Below are 17978 nucleotides of genomic sequence, written 5' to 3'. Positions count from 1 at the left end.
TCGTCAGAAGTTCTGGTAGTAGACGTAGGACGTTTGCTTCACGCGCGATTCCTGCTGCTCGGCGCGCTCGTCGAGGTCGATCGGCTGCTTGTCCCACAGCAGCGAGCGGCCCTTGCGCTGCTCTTCTTCGAGCGTCGGCTTCTGTTGCTTGAGCTGATTCAGGAATTGCGTGACGTCGGACTGATACGGCATGGCTTGGCTTTCCGTTTCGGGCGGCGCACGATGCGCCGGGTTCGCGATGGCGGGATTTTACCGCATAGCGGGGAACAGCCGGCGGCAATCGCGCGTCGAATCCGCTGGCCGACACCCGCGGCGCGTCCGGCCGGCCCCGCGCGCGTCGCGTTGCGTCCAGGCGTCAAAGCGGCGCCCGTGCGGGCAGCGCCGCCGCCCTGTGGTCAAATACGGGGTTTTCCACAAAATCACCAACCGAGGACGAGGTCATATTTGGCGGGTCAGGTGAACCAGCAGGCACATACGGCGCATGAGGCGAGCCCGCGCGCGGCGCGTCACCACGGTCGTCGCGCGCGGCGTGGCGCCGGCGCGGCGGCCCGGGCGGCCCTCGCGGGCTGTGTCGCCGCGTGCTTCGTGCTGCCAGCGTATGCGAAGTACGACGTCGAGATCGACTCGCCGCGCGCGATCCGCAAGCTCCTCGAGGCCCATCTCGACATCGCGCGCTTCGCCAAGCGCGACGACATCAGCGACGACCAGTTCGACTTCCTCGTGACCGCCACGCCGCAGCAGGTGCGCGACCTGACCGCGACGGCCGGCTATTTCTCGCCGGTCGTGCGCACCGACGTGCGCACGCGCGACGGCAAGCGTGACGTGCGCGTCGCGGTCGATCCGGGGCCGCAGACCGTCGTGTCGACGGTCGACCTGGCGTTCAAGGGCCCGGTCGAGACCGAGGATCCGAAGCAGGAGGCCGCGACCCGCTTCGCGTTCTCGCTGAAGCCGGGCGACCCGTTCACGCAGTCCGACTGGGACGGCGCGAAAGGGGCGGCGCTCAGGCAGTTGCAGTCGCGCCGCTACCTGGGCGCGAAGATCGCGTCGTCGGAAGCGCGCGTCGATCCGCGCACGCAGCGCGCGACGCTGGCCGTCACGTTCGACAGCGGCCCGACGTTTACGATCGGCAAGGTCGACGTCGACGGCGTGCGCCGCTATCCGGAAAAAATCGTCACGAACGTCAATCCGCTGTCGGAAGGCGAGATCTACGACGTGCAGCGGATCACCGAGCTGCAGCGGCAGCTGCAGAACACGCCGTACTACGCGAGCGTCGCGATCGACGTCGGCGACGATACGGCGAAGCCCGAGCGCACGCCCGTGCACGTGAAGGTCAGCGAGTTTCCGTACAACAACATTCGCGGTGGCGTCGGCTACGCGACCGATACGGGCCCGCATGTGCAGGGCTCCTACACGTATCTCGACACGTTCGGCGCCGCGTGGCCGCTCACCGTGTCCGGCCGGCTCGACCAGATCCAGCAGTACGGCCAGGTCCAACTGTCGATGCCGCCCGGCGAGAAAGGCTGGACCAACAGCGTGCTCGCGTCGTACACGAACACCAACGTGTCCGATACCCGGATCTACAGCGCGCGGATCGGCGCGCAGCGCACCCGCACCGGTCAGTTCATCGACTACGCGTATTCGCTGATGTTCTACCAGGACCGGCTCGACCAGAACGGCGCCGGCCCGACCACCAGCCGCGCGCTGGTGCCGCAGTGGGCATGGACGCGCCGCAACGTCGACGATCCGTTGTTCCCGCGCTCGGGCAACCTGATCCACGCGGAGGCCGGCTTCGCGATCAAGGGCGTGTTGACCGACCAGACCTTCATCCGCGGCTACGCGCGCGGCCAGCAGTACGTGCCGATCGGCAAGCGCGACCTGTTCGTGTTCCGCGCGGAGCTCGGCGGCGTGTTCACGAGCGGCAGCTCGGCCGGTGTGCCGGCGTCGCTGCTGTTTCGCGCGGGCGGCTCGAATTCGGTGCGCGGCTACGGCTACCAGAGCATCGGCAACAGCGTCGACGGCTCCGTGCTGCCGACCAAGTACCTGATGACGGGCACCGCCGAATACCAGCACTGGTTCAATCGCGACTGGGGCGCCGCGACCTTCTTCGACATCGGCACCGCGACCGATGCGTGGGGCGAGAAGGTGTTCTACCCGGGCGTCGGCATCGGCGCGCGCTGGCGCAGCCCCGTCGGCCCGATCAACGTCGACGTCGCGTACGGACTGCGCAACCACAGCGTGCGCCCGTACCTGACGCTCGGCATCGCTTTCTGACCTTGTTGCACGAGCCACGACGAACCGCATGACGAAGGATCCGAACGACACGCCGCCGCCTCACGATCCGGACTCGCCCGAGCGCGCGCCCGACGCGCCGCCGCGCGCGCGGCGCCGCGTGCGTGCGGGCCGGATCGTCGCGTGGACGCTCGTGACGGTCGTGCTGCTCGCCGTGCTGGCGGCCGGGCTCGTGCTGGCCGCGGCGACGACCGAGCGCGGCACGCGGCTCGCGTGGCAGACGGCCGTGCGCGTGCTGGGCGGCCGGCTGGCGGGCACGCTGGAAGGCGGCGCGCTCGCGACGGGCGTGCGGTTGCGCGGCTTCGCGTGGACGAGCCCCGGCGGCGCCGGCACCGAAGTGCGGATCGACCGGCTCGACGGCCGCTGGGCGCTGACCCGCGCGCCGTGGCGGTTGTCCGTCGACTATCTTCGCGCGGGCACGATCGACGTGCGGATCGCGCCGGGGCCGTCGACGCCGAGCACGACGCCGCAGGACCTGCGCCTGCCGCTGCAGTTGCGGATCGACGATCTGCGTGTCGATCACCTGGCGATTCACGAAGGCGGGTCGACGACGCAGCTCGACCATCTCGCGCTGAACGGCCGCAGCGACGGCCGCCACCATGAACTTGCGCTCGACGGTGTCGACACGCCGTACGGCGCGCTGACCGCGCGCGCGAAGCTCGACGGCGTGAAGCCGTTCGCGCTGACGGGCAACGCGACCTACGTGGGCAAGCTCGCGAACGAACCGGTCAACGCGAGCGCGAACGTATCGGGTTCGCTCGAAGCGCTCGTCGCCGACGTCGCCGCGAGCGGGATGAAGCTGAACGGGCGCGCGCACGTCGAGGCCGCACCGTTCGGCGCGGTGCCGCTCACGCGCGCGTCGCTCGCGTTCGATCACGTGAACCCGCAGGCGATCGCGCCGGGCGCGCCGGCCGCCGATCTCGCGGTGCGCGCGGAGCTGGCGCCCGTGACCGCGCCGGCCGGTGCCGCACCGGCGAAGGGATTCGCGGTGACCGGCCCGGTGTCGATCGTCAACGCGAAGCCCGGCACGCTCGGCGAGCACCTGCTGCCCGTCGTCGACGCACATGCGACCGTCAATCTCGACGCACACGCGCAGCGGATCGACGGCCTCGCGCTGAAACTGATCCGCGACGGCAGCGTGACCGGCAACGGCGCGCTGACCGGCGGCAAGGGCCGCTTCGACCTGAAGGTCGCGAACCTCGACCTCAATGCATTCGTCGCCGAGTTGCGGCCGATGCGCCTCGGCGGCCCGCTCGGCGTGACGCTCGCAGGCGACGTGACGACCGTCGACTTCAACCTGAACGATCCGAAGCTCGCGCTCGGCGCGCGCGCGAAGGTCGCGCTGACGCAGCAGCAGACGGTGCTGACCGATGCGCGCGTGACGGCGGGCAAGGGCCGTATCGACCTGACCGGCGTGTTCCGCCACGACGCGCATTCGAGCTACGACGCGAAGGCGACGCTGACCGCGTTCGATCCGCTGCTGCTCGCCGCGATGCGCGCGCCGGGCGCGGGCGGCGGCAAGCCGGCCGCCAAAGCGGCGAAGGCGACCGCGAAGGCGCCGGCCCGGCGCGGCGAGACGCGCGTATCGGGCACGCTGACGGCCTCCGGCGCGTTCGCGCCGCAGGTGTCGACGAAGGCGACCTTCAAGCTCGGCGACAGCCTCTACGACGGCGTGCCGCTGACCGGCGCGGGCGTCGTGCAGCTCGTCGGCGCGCGGATCCTGCCGAGCAACGCGAACCTGTCGATCGCGGGCAACCACGTCGATCTGCGCGGCAGTTTCGGCGCGCCGGGCGACCGGCTGCGCTTCGTCGTCGACGCGCCCGAGCTCGACCGGCTCGGCTTCGGCGTGCAGGGGCTCGTGCAGGCGCAGGGCGAGCTGACCGGCAGCTTCGCGCATCCGAACGTGACGGGCACCTACAAGGCCCAGCACGTCGTGGTCGGCTCGAACCGGATCGGTGCCGCGCAGGGGCGCGCCGACATCCGCGACGGCGCGCACGGTGCGCTCGTGTTCACGGCCGATGCGACCGACATCGCGCTCGGCTCGCTGCAATTGAAATCGCTGCGCGCGAACCTCGACGGCACGCGCGCGAAGCACACGCTCGACGCGTCGGCGATCGGGACCGCCGGCGGCCGCGTGATCGACCTGACGCTCGCGGCGAACGGCGGCGTGGTCGAGAATCGCGACGGGATGCGCTGGGACGGTACCGTCACGCGCCTCGCGAACCGCGGCACGCCGTCGGTGGCGCTGCAGGCGCCGCTTGCCGTGTCGGCCGGCGCCGGCCGCGTGACGCTCGGCGCGACGCGGCTCACGCTCGAAGGCGCGGCGATCGACCTGAAGTCGTTCGTGTTCGATCACGGGCAGATGCGCTCGGCCGGCGCCGTGCGCGGCGCGTCGGTCGCGCGCTTCCTCGAGATCCGCCAGGAGTTGACGGGCCAGCGGCCGCCGGTGCGCACCGACGTCGTGCTCGATGCCGACTGGGATTTCTCGCTCGGCGCGAACGCGACGGGCTACGTGCAGTTGAAGCGGCGCGGCGGCGACGTGACGATCGAGACCGGGCGCGGCATCGCGTCGCTCGGGCTGACCGACCTGTCCGCGCGCGCGAGCTTTGCACCGGGCAACCGGCTCAACGTGGTGGCGCTCGCGAAGGCGAACCGGGTCGGCACGCTCGACGCGAACGTCACCGTGCCGTTCGCGCTGCGCGACGGCGTGTTCGGCGTCGTCGACGACGGCCCGCTGTCGGGCCGCATCGACGCCGACATCCCGTCGCTGAAGTCGACCGGCAACCTGTTCGGGCCGAGCTACCTGCTCGGCGGGCGCGCGGCGCTGAAGCTGACGATCGCGGGCACGCCGGTGAAGCCGAACGTGTCGGGCATGCTGACGGGCGACGATCTGTCCGCGACGCTCGTCGACCAGGGCGTGCAGTTGAAGGACGGCATCGTGCGCGTGAAGCTCGCGGAGAACCTCGTCGAATTCCAGCAGGTCGAGTTCCACGGCGGCGACGGCACGCTGCGCGCGATCGGCCGTGTGCGTCTCGACGGTGAGGCGCCGGACCTGACCGCGAGCATCGTCGCGGACAAGCTCGAACTGTTCGCGGCGCCGGACCGCAAGCTGTCGCTGTCGGGCAAGGCGACCGTCGCGAACGACGGGCCGCGCGGCGCGCTGTCGATCGACGGCAAGTTCGTCGTCGACCGTGCGTTGTTCGACCTGCCGGAAGACGCGGCGCCGCACTTGTCCGACGATGTCGTCGTGGTGCGGCCGGACGGGACGGTGCGCGGCGAGACGCCGACCGGCACGGCGGTCGCGAAGCCGCAGAAGGTCGAGGACAAGCCGGCGCCGTCGCTCGCGCCGCGCGCGAACATCGACATCGGCCTCGGCAACAACTTCCGCTTCAAGGGGCACGGCGCGGATCTCGGGCTGCGCGGCACGATCACCGTGATGAGCGCGCCGGGCGTGCCGCTGCGCGCGGTCGGCAACGTGCGCGTGACGGAAGGGTCGACGTATACGTCGTTCGGCCGCAAGCTCGCGGTCGAGAACGGCTTCTTCACGTTCAACGGCCCCGTGTCGAATCCGGGCGTGAACATCCTCGCGATGCGGCGCAACCAGGAGGTCGAGGCCGGCGTGCAGGTCACCGGCACGATTCAGTCGCCGACGGTCAAGCTCGTGTCCGAGCCGAACGTCACCGACAACGAAAAGCTGTCGTGGCTGCTGTTCGGGCACGGCACCGACCAGGGCAACAACGTCGGCCAGCAGAATGCGATGACCGCCGCGCTCGGGCTGCTTGGCAGCGCGACCGGCAGGCGCGTCGCGCAAAGCATCGGTCTCGACGAGTTCTCGATTGGCCGCAGCGACGTCGGCCTCACCGACGCACAGGTCGTGCAGATCTCGAAGGCGATCAACGAGCGCTTCGTGCTCGGTTACGAGCAAGGGCTGCAATCGGCGAGCAACGCGTTCAAGGCGACGATCAACCTGACGCGCTTCTGGTCGGTGTCGGCGTATGGCGGCACGTTCCAGGGCGTCGACCTGAACTACACGCGGCGCTTCGATCGCTGGTTCAGCCAGCGGTGACGATGCCGCGCGCCGGCTCGCACCGCCGTCGCGCGGTCCCCGTTGCGAACATAAAAAAGCCCCGCACACATCGGTGCGGGGCTTTCTCGTGCAAGCGGCCGTGCGTGCGGCTTACTTCACGCGCATGCCGGGCTTCGCGCCGCTGTGCGGCTCGAGGATGTAGAGGCCCGGCTCGGCCTTCTCGTCGGCAGCCGACGCGGCGAGCACCATCCCTTCGGACAGCCCGAACTTCATCTTGCGCGGCGCGAGGTTCGCGACCATCACCGTCAGCTTGCCGACGAGCTGCTCGGGCTGGTACGCGGACTTGATGCCCGAGAACACGTTGCGGGTCTTTTCCTCGCCGATGTCGAGCGTGAGCTGCAGCAGCTTGTCCGAGCCTTCGACGGCCTGGCACGCGACGATCTTCGCGATGCGCAGGTCGACCTTCGCGAAATCGTCGATCGAGATCGGACCGTCGTCGGCGCCGTTCGCAGCGGCCGCCTTCGCGTTCGCCTTGGCGTTCTTGCCTTCCTTCGCGGCGTTGGCCGTGGCCGCGGCAGCGGCGCCGGAGGCCTCGGCCTGCAGCGAATCGCGGTTCGCGGCGAGCAGCGCGTCGATCTGCTTCGGATCGACCCGCGTCATCAGGTGCTGGTACGCCTTGATCGGTTGCGTGGACGACAGCGGCTTCGTGGCATCGACCCACGTGAGCGGCGCGATCCCGAAGAAGGCCTCGACGGCTTCGGCCACGCGCGGCATCACCGGCTTCAGCGCGAGCGACAGCAGGCGGAACGCCTCGAGGCTCACGCTGCAGGTTTCGTGGAGGGCGACCGCATTGGCCGGATCCTTCGCGAGTTCCCACGGCTTCGCGCCGTCGACGTATGCGTTCACTTCGTCGGCGAGTTCCATCGTCTGGCGCAGCGCACGGCTGTATTCGCGCGCTTCGTAGTGCGCGGCGATCGCGGGAATCGCATCGCGCAGCTTCGCGACGAGCGGATGGTTCATCGCGCTGTCCTGCACGCGGCCGTCGAAGCGCTTGAGCAGGAAGCCGGCCGCACGGCTCGCGATGTTGACGTACTTGCCAACGAGATCGCTGTTCACGCGCGCCTGGAAGTCGTCGAGGTTCAGGTCGATGTCTTCCATCGTCGCGTTCAGCTTCGCGGCGAAGTAGTAGCGCAGCCATTCCGGGTTGAGGCCGGTGTCGATGTAGCTCTGCGCGGTGATGAACGTGCCGCGCGACTTCGACATCTTCGCGCCGTCGACCGTCAGGAAGCCGTGCGCGAACACGTTGGTCGGCGTGCGATGGCCCGAGAACTCGAGCATCGCCGGCCAGAACAGCGTGTGGAAATACAGGATGTCCTTGCCGATGAAGTGGTACTGCTCGGCGGTCGAGCCCGACCGGATCCACGCGTCGAAGTCGATGCCCTTGCGGTCGCACAGGTTCTTGAAGCTCGCGTAATAACCGACCGGCGCGTCGAGCCACACGTAGAAGTACTTGCCGGGCGCGCCCGGGATCTCGAAGCCGAAGTACGGCGCGTCGCGCGAGATGTCCCAGTCGGCGAGGCGGGCTTCGCCGGCGTCGCCGAGCCACTCGCGCATCTTGTTGGTGGCTTCGGGCTGGGCGAGGCCGCTGACCCACTCGCGCAGGAACGACTCGCAGCGCGGGTCCGACAGGCGGAAGAAGTAGTGCGTCGACGTCTTGCGCACCGGCGTCGCACCGGACACGACCGAATACGGGTTCAGCAGGTCGGTCGGCAGGTAGGTCGAACCGCACACTTCGCAGTTGTCGCCGTACTGGTCCTTCGCGTGGCACTTCGGGCATTCGCCCTTGATGAAGCGATCCGGCAGGAACATTTCCTTGACCGGGTCGTATGCCTGCTCGATCTCGCGCTCGGCGATCAGGTCGTTGTCCTTCAGCGCGAGGTAGATCTTCTCGCTCAGCACGCGGTTCTCGTCCGAGTCGGTCGAGTAGAAGTTGTCGAACGACACGCCGAAGCTGTCGAAATCGCGCTTGTGCTCGGTCCACACGCGGTCGATCAGCTGCTTCGGCGTGAGGCCTTCCTTCTCCGCGCGCAACATGACCGGCGTGCCGTGCGTGTCGTCGGCGCCGATGTAGTAGACCTCATGGCCGTGCATTCGCAGCGTCCGCACCCAGATGTCGGTCTGGATGTACTCGACCAGATGGCCGATATGAATCTGGCCGTTGGCATAGGGCAGTGCGGACGTAACGAGGATCTGGCGGCTGCCTTGCGGCGCCGCGGCCTGCACGGAAGTGAGGTCGGATGCGGACATAGGGTCTATAGAAGAACGGCGGGAAACGACGGAAACTGCGATTCTAGCAGGGGCGCGGGCAGGTCAGCCGGCGCGGGCGCCATGGACCGGGCGCCGGAGGGGGCGGGGCCGCCGTGGCGGCGTGCCCGGCGGCGTGATGCTGCGGCGCAGCACGCAAATTCCGGGCAAAAAAAACCGGGGCGGATACGGCCCCGGAGCAACAACGACAAGAGGAGAATGGTGACGCGCCGGCTGCGCCAGCCGCGTACCGTAAAGAGAGACCGCGGGCCGAGACAGAAGTTCGAAATTTTTTTCGATTTGTTACGGGCCCCGCGGGAAGCCTTGTGCGACGGGGGCGCGCGCCCCCGTTCCCTCCTCTCGCGGCGATGCTTACTGCTGTGCTGCGCGCAGGTAGATCTCGACGCGGCGGTTCTGCGCACGGCCGGCTTCGGTCGCGTTGTCCGCGATCGGGTTCGACGGGCCCATGCCTTGTGCCGACAGGCGGCCGCCGGCGACACCGCGCTGCACCAGCGCGTTCACGACGCTCTGCGCACGGTTCTGCGACAGCGTCTGGTTCAGCTGTGCCGAGCCCGTGCTGTCCGTGTAGCCGACGATCGATGCCGTCACTTGCGGGTTCTGGTTCAGCGTCGTCGCCAGGTCGTTCAGCAGCGGCGTGAAGGCCGGCGTGATCGCGTACTGGTTCGTCGCGAACGTCACCGAGCTCGGCACGTTCAGCTTCAGCGAGCCGTCCGGCTGCTCGGTGACCTGCGTGCCCGTCTTGGCTGCCGACGGCGCGAGCTTGTTCTTGATCGCTTGCCAGTTGTAACCCGTCACGCCGCCGACCAGTGCGCCGACGCCCGCGCCGATCGCCGCGCCCTTGCCGCCACCGGCCAGCGCGCCGATGCCCGCGCCCAGCGCCGCACCCGTGCCGGTGCCGACGGCCGTATTGTTGCCTTGCTGCGTGGCGCAGCCTGCCAGCAGCGCGCCGGCGAGTGCGAAGACGGACAGGCGAGTCGCGATTTTCATGTTCATCTTGGATTCCTCTCTTGGTTGAACGAGTCGACAACGACAAACAACAGTTACGGCTCCCTGCACGGACGCCCGAAAAAGGAAGGGCAGGCCCGTGCTCGCGGCAGCCGCCGAGGCGGCTGCATGCCCTGTTCGCCAGCGGGGCTGTTCCGGACAGGGCGACGCATCAGCCTCTACAATATAGGCGGTTGGCGGCCGATTTGGCCCCATAGCATGCCGCACGCGAAGATTGCTCCGACGCGCGCGTTCGCGCAATGGCGTGCAACAGATTCTTTCACTTTTCCCGATTTTCGCAGCGTTATTTGATATTTTTTGACGTTTGCGCGAGAGAAAAACGTTTTCACGGAGTTTCGATGAGCATTGACCGGGCACAAGTCGACGCCGCATTGGCGGCTGTCGTCGACCCCAATACCGGCCGTCCGTACGCGGCGAACAAGGGCGTGCGCAACGTCGCGATCGACGGCGATGCCGTGGCGGTCGACGTGGTGCTCGGCTATCCCGCGCGCAGCCAGCACGACGGCGTGCGCGCGCGCATTGAAGACGCGCTGAAGGCCGTGCCGGGCGTGCGCGACGCACGCGTCGCCGTGTCGCAGGAGATCGTCGCGCACACGGTGCAGCGCGGCGTGAAGCTGCTGCCGAACGTGAAGAACATCGTCGCGGTCGCATCGGGCAAGGGCGGCGTCGGCAAGAGCACGACGGCCGTGAACCTCGCGCTCGCGCTCGCCGCGGAAGGCGCGTCGGTTGGCATTCTCGACGCCGACATCTACGGTCCGTCGCTGCCGACCATGCTCGGCATTCACGGCCAGCGCCCCGAGTCGCCGGACAACCAATCGATGAATCCGCTGGTCGGCCATGGGCTGCAGGCGAACTCCATCGGCTTCCTGATCGAGGAAGACAACCCGATGGTGTGGCGCGGCCCGATGGCGACGTCGGCGCTCGAGCAGCTGCTGCGGCAGACCAACTGGCGCGAGCTCGACTACCTGATCGTCGACATGCCGCCGGGCACGGGCGACATCCAGCTCACGCTCGCGCAGCGCGTGCCGGTGACGGGCGCCGTGATCGTGACGACGCCGCAGGACATCGCGCTGCTCGACGCGAAGAAGGGCCTGAAGATGTTCGAGAAGGTCGGGATTCCGATCCTCGGCATCGTCGAGAACATGAGCATCCATATCTGCTCGAACTGCGGCCACGAAGAGCACATCTTCGGCGCGGGCGGCGCCGAGCGGATGGCCAAGGATTACGGCGTGAACGTGCTCGGCAGCCTCCCGCTCGACATCGCGATCCGCGAGCGCGCCGACAGCGGCACGCCGACGGTCGCGGCCGAGCCGGACGGCGCGCTGGCGCGGCGCTACCGCGACATCGCGCGCGGGGTCGCGCTGGCGATCGCCGAGCGCGCGCGCGACATGACGTCGAAGTTCCCGTCGATCGTTGTTCAAAATACGTAAAACCCTTGCGGGGCGGGGCCTCACGCTGTTTACGGCGCCGCGAGGCGCGGTATCATGGCGACTTTCCCCGGGTCCCTTTACCCGCCCGGCATGGCCGCCGTATCGAACGGCCGCCAGCCGGCATGAGGATCGAATGAACCAACGACATCACGGCGTGTACGCCGGCCGCGCGCGGCGCGCGCTGCTGGTCGCCGCCGCGCTGGGCCTGCTGGCCGGCTGTACCTCTTTTTCCTCGTCGCACGAGAAGCGCGCCGACGCGCAACTGCAGCCGACCGTCGGCTCGCAGACACGCGGCGCGGTGACGTTCGTCGAACGCCCGGACGGCGTCCAGGTCACGTACAACCTGGCCGGCCTGCCGCCGAACAGCGATCACGCGCTGCAGGTGCACGAGCGCGGCGACTGCAACGCGGGCGACGGCTCGAGCGCCGGCCAGGTGTTCGCGCCGGCCGCCGACCGGTTGCGCGCGGGCGCGCGCGTCGCCGGCGATCTCGGCAACATCCATGCGGATGCGAACGGCGTCGCGGCCGGTTTCATCGTCGCGCCCGATCTGGCCCTCGACGGCGTGCGCTCCGCGCTGAATCGCGCGGTGCTGGTGCACCGCGAACCGAGCGACCCGGCGTTTCCGCAGCATGCAGCGGGCCCCGCGCTCGCCTGCGGCGTGATCCGTTGACGGCCGCCGCGTGCGCGCGCCGATGATCGCGTAAAATGTGCGCCTTCCCCGGCCGCCGCCTTGAACCGGCGGCCGTCGTTTACCGTCACGCAGCGTTTCCTGGCGCCCCGTTATGAGCATCAAGTCCGACAAGTGGATTCGGCGCATGGCCGAAGAACACAAGATGATCGAGCCGTTCGTGCCCGATCAGGTTCGCGCGTCCGAGGACGGTCGCAGGATCGTCAGCTACGGCACGTCGAGCTACGGCTACGACATCCGCTGCGCGGACGAATTCAAGATCTTCACGAACATCAACTCGACGATCGTCGATCCGAAGAACTTCGACGAGGGTTCGTTTGTCGATTTCAAGGGCGACGTGTGCATCATCCCGCCGAACTCGTTCGCGCTGGCCCGCACCGTCGAATATTTCCGCATCCCGCGCACCGTGCTCACCGTTTGCCTCGGCAAGTCGACGTACGCGCGCTGCGGGATCATCGTCAACGTGACGCCGTTCGAACCCGAGTGGGAAGGCTACGTCACGCTGGAATTCTCGAATACCACGCCGCTGCCCGCGAAGATCTACGCGAACGAAGGTGTCGCGCAGGTGCTGTTCTTCGAAAGCGACGAAGTGTGCGACGTGTCGTACGCCGATCGCGGCGGCAAGTATCAGGGTCAGCGCGGTGTCACGCTGCCGAAAACCTGATCTGGTTGCATAACGTCTCACCAGTTTCCGGGTGACCGCTGCGCGTGACGCGCCGCGGTCGTTCTTTTTGGAGAATCGCCCATGAAGTTTCGTTTCCCCGTCGTCATCATCGACGAAGATTTCCGCTCCGAGAACATCTCGGGCTCCGGCATCCGGGCGTTGGCCGAAGCGATCGAGAAGGAGGGCGTCGAAGTCCTCGGCCTCACGAGCTACGGCGATCTGACGTCGTTCGCGCAGCAGTCGAGCCGCGCGTCGTGCTTCATCCTGTCGATCGACGACGACGAACTCATGCTCGGCGAAACGGGCCCGGACGGCGAGCTGCCCGAACTCGCGACCGCGATCATCGAGCTGCGCGCGTTCGTCACCGAAGTGCGCCGCCGCAACGCGGACATCCCGATCTTCCTGTACGGCGAAACGCGCACGTCGCGCCACTTGCCGAACGACATCCTGCGCGAACTGCACGGCTTCATCCACATGTTCGAGGACACGCCGGAGTTCGTCGCGCGCCACATCATCCGCGAGGCGAAGGTCTATCTCGACTCGCTCGCGCCGCCATTCTTCAAGGAACTGGTGAAGTACGCGGACGAAGGCTCGTACTCGTGGCACTGCCCGGGCCACTCGGGCGGCGTCGCGTTCCTGAAGAACCCGCTCGGCCAGATGTTCCACCAGTTCTTCGGCGAGAACATGCTGCGCGCCGACGTCTGCAACGCGGTCGACGAACTCGGCCAGCTGCTCGATCACACGGGCCCGGTCGCGGCGTCCGAGCGCAACGCGGCGCGCATCTTCAGCGCGGACCACCTGTTCTTCGTGACCAACGGCACGTCGACGTCGAACAAGATCGTCTGGCATGCGACGGTGGCGCCGGGCGACATCGTGCTGGTCGACCGCAACTGCCACAAGTCGATCCTGCACGCGATCACGATGACGGGCGCGATTCCGGTGTTCCTCACGCCGACGCGCAATCACTTCGGCATCATCGGGCCGATCCCGCGCGACGAATTCAAGCCGGAGAACATCCGCAAGAAGATCGAGGCGAACCCGTTCGCGCGCGAGGCGCTGCGCGAGAACCCGGACATGAAGCCGCGGATCCTGACGATCACGCAGAGCACGTACGACGGCGTCGTCTACAACGTCGAGATGATCAAGGACCTGCTCGGCGACCTGCTCGACACGCTGCACTTCGACGAAGCGTGGCTGCCGCATGCGACCTTCCACGATTTCTACCGCGACATGCACGCGATCGGCGACGGCCGTCCGCGCACGGGCGCGCTCGTGTTCGCGACGCACTCGACGCACAAGCTGCTCGCGGGCATCTCGCAGGCGTCGCAGATCGTCGTGCAGGATTCGGAGAACCGCACGTTCGACAAGCACCGCTTCAACGAGGCGTACCTGATGCACACGTCGACGAGCCCGCAGTACGCGATCATCGCGTCGTGCGACGTCGCGGCCGCGATGATGGAGCCGCCGGGCGGCACCGCGCTCGTCGAGGAATCGATCGCCGAGGCGATCGACTTCCGCCGCGCGATGCGCAAGGTCGACGCCGAATACGGCGACGACTGGTTCTTCAGCGTGTGGGGTCCTGACGACCTGTCGGAAGAAGGCATCGGCTCGCGCGAGGACTGGATGCTGAAGCCGAACGACCACTGGCACGGCTTCGGCCCGCTGGCGGAAGGCTTCAACATGCTCGACCCGATCAAGGCGACGATCATCACGCCGGGGCTCGACGTCGACGGCGAGTTCGGCGAGACGGGCATTCCGGCCGCGATCGTCACGAAGTACCTGGCCGAGCACGGGATCATCGTCGAGAAGACGGGCCTGTACTCGTTCTTCATCATGTTCACGATCGGCATTACCAAGGGCCGCTGGAACTCGATGGTGACCGAGCTGCAGCAGTTCAAGGACGACTACGACAACAACCAGCCGCTGTGGCGCGTGCTGCCGGAATTCGTCGCGCAGCATCCGCGTTACGAGCGTGTCGGCCTGCGCGACCTCTGCACTCAGATCCACGACGTGTACCGTGCGAACGACATCGCGCGCCTGACGACGGAGATGTACCTGTCGGACATGGAGCCCGCGATGAAGCCGTCGGACGCGTTCGCGAAGCTCGCGCACCGCAAGATCGACCGCGTGCCGCTCGACGAGCTCGAAGGCCGCGTGACGAGCATCCTGCTCACGCCGTACCCGCCGGGCATCCCGCTGCTGATTCCGGGCGAGCGCTTCAACAAGACGATCGTGAACTACCTGCGGTTCGCGCGCGACTTCAACGAGCGCTTCCCGGGCTTCCACACCGACATCCACGGCCTCGTCGCGGAAGAGGTGAACGGCCGCGTCGAGTACTTCGTCGATTGCGTGCGCGACTGATGGCGGCGCAGGGACGAATCCGGACGATGCGTGCGGCGCTGGCCGCGCTCGTCGTCTGGGCAGGCTGGTCGGCAGGGCCGGCGGGGCTGAACGTCGCGCATGCGGAAGTGGCGGCGGCCGACCCGATCGACGTCGCGATGCGGCAGTGTCTCGCGCGGCGCGACCGGTCGTCGACGGCCGGCCAGATCCAGTGCATGGGCGAAGCGCAGCAGCAGTGGCAGGCGGTGATGGACGGTGCGTACCAGCGCCTGTCGAACGACGCGCCGGCCGACGCGAAGCGCGGCTGGCAGGACAGCCAGCGCCGCTGGGTCACGTGGCGCAAGGATGAAGTTCATCTGCTGAAGGCCGTGTACGACACGACGCGCGGCACCGCGTACGCGATGTCGAGCGCCGACATGCAGTTGCAGCCGGTGCGCGATCGCGCATTGGCGCTGCGCGCGGCGGCCGACCGCTATGCGCCGGCCGCCGCCGTGCCGGTGGCGGCCACGAGCGGTGCGCAAGGCGACACCCAGGGCGGTGCGGGCACTGCCGCGGCGGCCACCGGCAAGCCGGCGAACGCGCCGCGCGAACCGGCCATACGCCGTGTGCGGCCGTGCGTGCAGGATGCCGCGTGCGAGCACGCGCTGTTCGATTTGAACCGCTATTACCAGAAGCTGCGTCGCAAGATGCCCGCGCATTCGGCCGCGACGCTCGTGCGCGCGCAGCGCGCGTGGGTCGCGTTCAGCGATGCGACGGCGCCGCTCGTCGGCGAGGACGGACGCGTCGACCTGATCGGCGCGCGCATCGCGACGATGAAGCGTCTGTCGGAGACGGCCGGCAACGACTGACGATCGCCGCGAGGCCGGTCATTCGGCGCGGAAACGGAAAACGGGCACCCGAGGGTGCCCGTTTTGCATGTGGCGTGCCGCGTGCGGCGCCTACGCGGGCTGCTGCGTGTCCAGACGGCCGAACCACGATGGCACGAGCGCGACCGCATCGTCGAGCGACGCGAGCACGTGCAGGCTCAGCGCGACGATTTCGGGCGTCGGCGCCTTCAGGTCGGGCACGGTGACGACCGATGCGCCCGCGCCGGCGGCCGATTGCGCGCCGAAGTCGCTGTCCTCGAACGCGACGCACGCGTGCGCCGGCACGCCGAGGCGTTCGGCCGCGAGCCGGTACACGGCCGGGTCGGGCTTGCCGCGCGCGACTTCGTCGCCGCCCGCGATCGCGCGGAAGAACGGCAGCACGCCGACCGCATCGAGCCGCGCACGGATCACGTCGCGCGCGGACGACGATGCGACCGCGCACGGAATGCCGGCCTGCGCGAGCGTCTCGAGCAGCGCCAGTGCGCCGGACTTCAGCGGAAATTTCGGATGAGGTTCGGGCGCGGCGAGCCGTTCGCGCACGAGGGTGCGCACGGCGTCGAACGTGTCGGTGTCGCCGATCAACCGCGCGAGAATGACCTGGCCCTCGGCGAACGAGCGGCCGACGATCTGCAGGTAGTCGATCTCGGTCAGCACGACGCCATGTGCGGTCGACACGTCGATCCACGTGTTCATGATGGTCCGCTCGGAATCGACGAGCAGGCCGTCCATGTCGAAGAGCGCGGCGGAGAAGGTCATCGGCGGTATCCGGGAAGCGGGAAGGGCGTCGGGCGGCGCGGCGGCCGCCCGAGCGAAAGACCGACGCCGACGGCGCCGGTCCGTGCCGGCTGGCTTACTTGCCGAGCGCGGCGCGAGCGGCCTTGACCGCCGCACGCACTTGATCGGGCGCGGTGCCGCCCGGGTGGTTGCGGCTTGCGACCGAACCTTCGAGCGTCAGGTAGCCGAACACGTCGTCGCCGATCAGGTGCGCGACGTTCGGCAGTTCCTGCTTCATTTCGTCGAGCGTCAGGTCGGCGAGGTCGATCCCGCGATCGTCGCAGATCCGCACCGCGTGCGCGACGGCTTCGTGCGCATCGCGGAACGGCAGCCCGCGCTTCACGAGATAGTCGGCGAGGTCGGTGGCGGTCGAGAAGCCCTGCAGCGCGGCCGCGCGCATCGCGTCCGGCTTCACCGTGATACCGGCGACCATCTCGGCGAAGATCCGCAGCGTGTCGGCGACGGTGTCGACCGTGTCGAACAGCGGTTCCTTGTCTTCCTGGTTGTCCTTGTTGTACGCGAGCGGCTGGCCCTTCATCAGCGTGAGGAGCGCCATCAGGTGGCCGTTCACGCGGCCCGTCTTGCCGCGCGCGAGCTCGGGCACGTCCGGGTTCTTCTTCTGCGGCATGATCGAGCTGCCGGTGCAGAAGCGGTCGGCGATGTCGATGAAGCCGACGCGCGGGCTCATCCACAGCACGAGTTCTTCGGAGAAACGCGACACGTGCGTCATCACGAGCGCGGATGCCGCCGTGAATTCGATCGCGAAGTCGCGATCCGACACCGCGTCGAGCGAGTTCGCGCAGATGCCGTCGAAGCCGAGCGTTTTCGCCACGGCGTGACGGTCGATCGGATAGCTGGTGCCGGCGAGCGCGGCCGCGCCGAGCGGCAGGCGGTTCACGCGGGTGCGGCAGTCGCGCATGCGCTCGGCGTCGCGCGTGAACATCTCGACGTATGCGAGCAGGTGGTGGCCGAACGTCACCGGCTGCGCGACCTGCAGGTGCGTGAAGCCCGGCATGATCGTGTCTGCGTTCTGTTCAGCGAGGTCGATCAGCGCGCCGCGCAGGTCGTTCAGGAGGCCGCCGATGCGGTCGATCTCGCCGCGCAGCCACAGACGGATGTCGGTCGCGACCTGGTCGTTGCGCGAGCGGCCCGTGTGCAGGCGCTTGCCGGCGTCGCCGATCAGCGCGGTCAGGCGCGCCTCGATGTTCAGGTGGACGTCCTCGAGATCCAGCTGCCATTCGAATTCGCCGCGCTCGATCTCGCCCTTGATTTGCGTCATCCCGCGTTCGATGGCGGCGAGGTCGTCGGCGCTGATGATCTTCTGCGCCGCGAGCATGCTCGCGTGCGCGAGCGAGCCGGCGATATCGACGAGCGCGAGGCGCTTGTCGAAAAACACCGACGACGTGTAGCGCTTGACCAGCTCCGACATCGGTTCCGAGAAGCGGGCCGACCAGGCCTCGCCCTTTTTGTGCAGTTGGGACGTCATGGCGATTCTTCGAAGGGGAGTTGGGCGGCGTGCGCCGCCGAGGGAATCCCGCAATTCTAGCATTCGCGGGGCTGGCGGCCGGCG

12 protein-coding genes are annotated in these 17978 nt (G+C 68.3%); 7 read left to right on the top strand and 5 right to left on the bottom strand.

Annotated elements, in window-relative coordinates; genetic code table 11:
* Positions 1-3: 3 nt before the first annotated feature.
* The gene (locus HWX25_RS07695; protein WP_044849219.1) at positions 4-192 is read right to left on the bottom strand and encodes a DUF3460 family protein; all 189 of its coding nucleotides are present in this window, start codon (positions 190-192) and stop codon (positions 4-6) included.
* Positions 193-444: 252 nt separating this feature from the next.
* Here HWX25_RS07695 and HWX25_RS07690 point away from each other — a divergent pair, with 252 nt between their 5' ends.
* Positions 445-2271 carry an autotransporter assembly complex family protein gene (locus HWX25_RS07690; RefSeq protein ID WP_175907977.1) on the top strand — a complete coding sequence of 609 codons (1827 nt, stop codon included), beginning with the start codon at positions 445-447 and terminating at the stop codon, positions 2269-2271.
* Positions 2272-2299: 28 nt separating this feature from the next.
* Positions 2300-6355 (top strand): translocation/assembly module TamB domain-containing protein, encoded by a 4056-nt coding sequence (locus tag HWX25_RS07685; RefSeq protein WP_175907975.1) that lies wholly within the window; start codon positions 2300-2302, stop codon positions 6353-6355.
* Positions 6356-6466: 111 nt separating this feature from the next.
* On the opposite strand, the gene metG is transcribed toward HWX25_RS07685, so the two are convergent.
* Positions 6467-8623, bottom strand: a complete 2157-nt coding sequence (gene metG / locus HWX25_RS07680) for a methionine--tRNA ligase (protein ID WP_175907973.1) — start codon at positions 8621-8623, stop codon at positions 6467-6469.
* A gap of 369 nt (positions 8624-8992) precedes the next feature.
* Complete coding sequence (locus tag HWX25_RS07675; RefSeq protein ID WP_059527561.1) at positions 8993-9634, bottom strand: OmpA family protein; 642 nt, start codon at positions 9632-9634, stop codon at positions 8993-8995.
* A 350-nt stretch (positions 9635-9984) separates the two neighbouring features.
* Between HWX25_RS07675 and apbC the strand changes: the two genes are divergently transcribed.
* The 5 genes from apbC (at position 9985) to HWX25_RS07650 (ending at position 15616) form a co-directional block, all read left to right on the top strand.
* The gene (gene apbC / locus HWX25_RS07670; RefSeq protein WP_175907971.1) at positions 9985-11076 is read left to right on the top strand and encodes an iron-sulfur cluster carrier protein ApbC; all 1092 of its coding nucleotides are present in this window, start codon (positions 9985-9987) and stop codon (positions 11074-11076) included.
* 133 nt (positions 11077-11209) lie between these two features.
* On the top strand, positions 11210-11746 hold the full coding sequence (locus HWX25_RS07665) for a superoxide dismutase family protein (RefSeq protein ID WP_059820259.1): 537 nt from the start codon (positions 11210-11212) through the stop codon (positions 11744-11746).
* Between the two features lie 112 nt (positions 11747-11858).
* Positions 11859-12428: a dCTP deaminase gene (dcd, locus tag HWX25_RS07660; RefSeq protein ID WP_006398615.1), complete on the top strand. Its 570-nt coding sequence runs from the start codon at positions 11859-11861 to the stop codon at positions 12426-12428.
* 81 nt (positions 12429-12509) lie between these two features.
* On the top strand, positions 12510-14789 hold the full coding sequence (locus tag HWX25_RS07655; RefSeq protein ID WP_059527551.1) for an arginine/lysine/ornithine decarboxylase: 2280 nt from the start codon (positions 12510-12512) through the stop codon (positions 14787-14789).
* On the top strand, positions 14789-15616 hold the full coding sequence (locus tag HWX25_RS07650) for a lysozyme inhibitor LprI family protein (protein ID WP_175908136.1): 828 nt from the start codon (positions 14789-14791) through the stop codon (positions 15614-15616). The genes HWX25_RS07655 and HWX25_RS07650 overlap by 1 nt, the downstream gene beginning before the upstream one ends.
* A 90-nt stretch (positions 15617-15706) precedes the next feature.
* Here the strand turns inward: HWX25_RS07650 and HWX25_RS07645 are convergent, their stop codons facing one another.
* Complete coding sequence (locus HWX25_RS07645; RefSeq protein ID WP_059692251.1) at positions 15707-16390, bottom strand: HAD family phosphatase; 684 nt, start codon at positions 16388-16390, stop codon at positions 15707-15709.
* Between the two features lie 94 nt (positions 16391-16484).
* A complete protein-coding gene (gene argH / locus HWX25_RS07640) occupies positions 16485-17894 on the bottom strand; it encodes an argininosuccinate lyase (RefSeq protein WP_059701917.1) in 1410 nt (469 codons plus the stop codon).
* Positions 17895-17978 lie beyond the last annotated feature (84 nt).

This window comes from Burkholderia sp. BCC1640 (assembly GCF_902833125.1).
GTDB lineage: Bacteria > Pseudomonadota > Gammaproteobacteria > Burkholderiales > Burkholderiaceae > Burkholderia > Burkholderia diffusa.
The sequence above is the reverse complement of the archived record's forward strand: the minus strand, read 5'-3'. Positions and strand labels throughout refer to the sequence as shown.

Excerpts from the sequence above, each read along its gene's own strand:
- HWX25_RS07695 (WP_044849219.1), bottom strand. The coding sequence starts at position 192 with ATGCCGTATCAGTCCGACGTCACGCAATTCCTGAATCAGCTCAAGCAA.
- HWX25_RS07685 (WP_175907975.1), top strand. The coding sequence starts at position 2,300 with ATGACGAAGGATCCGAACGACACGCCGCCGCCTCACGATCCGGACTCG.
- metG (WP_175907973.1), bottom strand. The coding sequence starts at position 8,623 with ATGTCCGCATCCGACCTCACTTCCGTGCAGGCCGCGGCGCCGCAAGGC.
- HWX25_RS07675 (WP_059527561.1), bottom strand. The coding sequence starts at position 9,634 with ATGAACATGAAAATCGCGACTCGCCTGTCCGTCTTCGCACTCGCCGGC.
- apbC (WP_175907971.1), top strand. The coding sequence starts at position 9,985 with ATGAGCATTGACCGGGCACAAGTCGACGCCGCATTGGCGGCTGTCGTC.
- HWX25_RS07665 (WP_059820259.1), top strand. The coding sequence starts at position 11,210 with ATGAACCAACGACATCACGGCGTGTACGCCGGCCGCGCGCGGCGCGCG.
- dcd (WP_006398615.1), top strand. The coding sequence starts at position 11,859 with ATGAGCATCAAGTCCGACAAGTGGATTCGGCGCATGGCCGAAGAACAC.
- HWX25_RS07655 (WP_059527551.1), top strand. The coding sequence starts at position 12,510 with ATGAAGTTTCGTTTCCCCGTCGTCATCATCGACGAAGATTTCCGCTCC.
- HWX25_RS07650 (WP_175908136.1), top strand. The coding sequence starts at position 14,789 with ATGGCGGCGCAGGGACGAATCCGGACGATGCGTGCGGCGCTGGCCGCG.
- HWX25_RS07645 (WP_059692251.1), bottom strand. The coding sequence starts at position 16,390 with ATGACCTTCTCCGCCGCGCTCTTCGACATGGACGGCCTGCTCGTCGAT.
- argH (WP_059701917.1), bottom strand. The coding sequence starts at position 17,894 with ATGACGTCCCAACTGCACAAAAAGGGCGAGGCCTGGTCGGCCCGCTTC.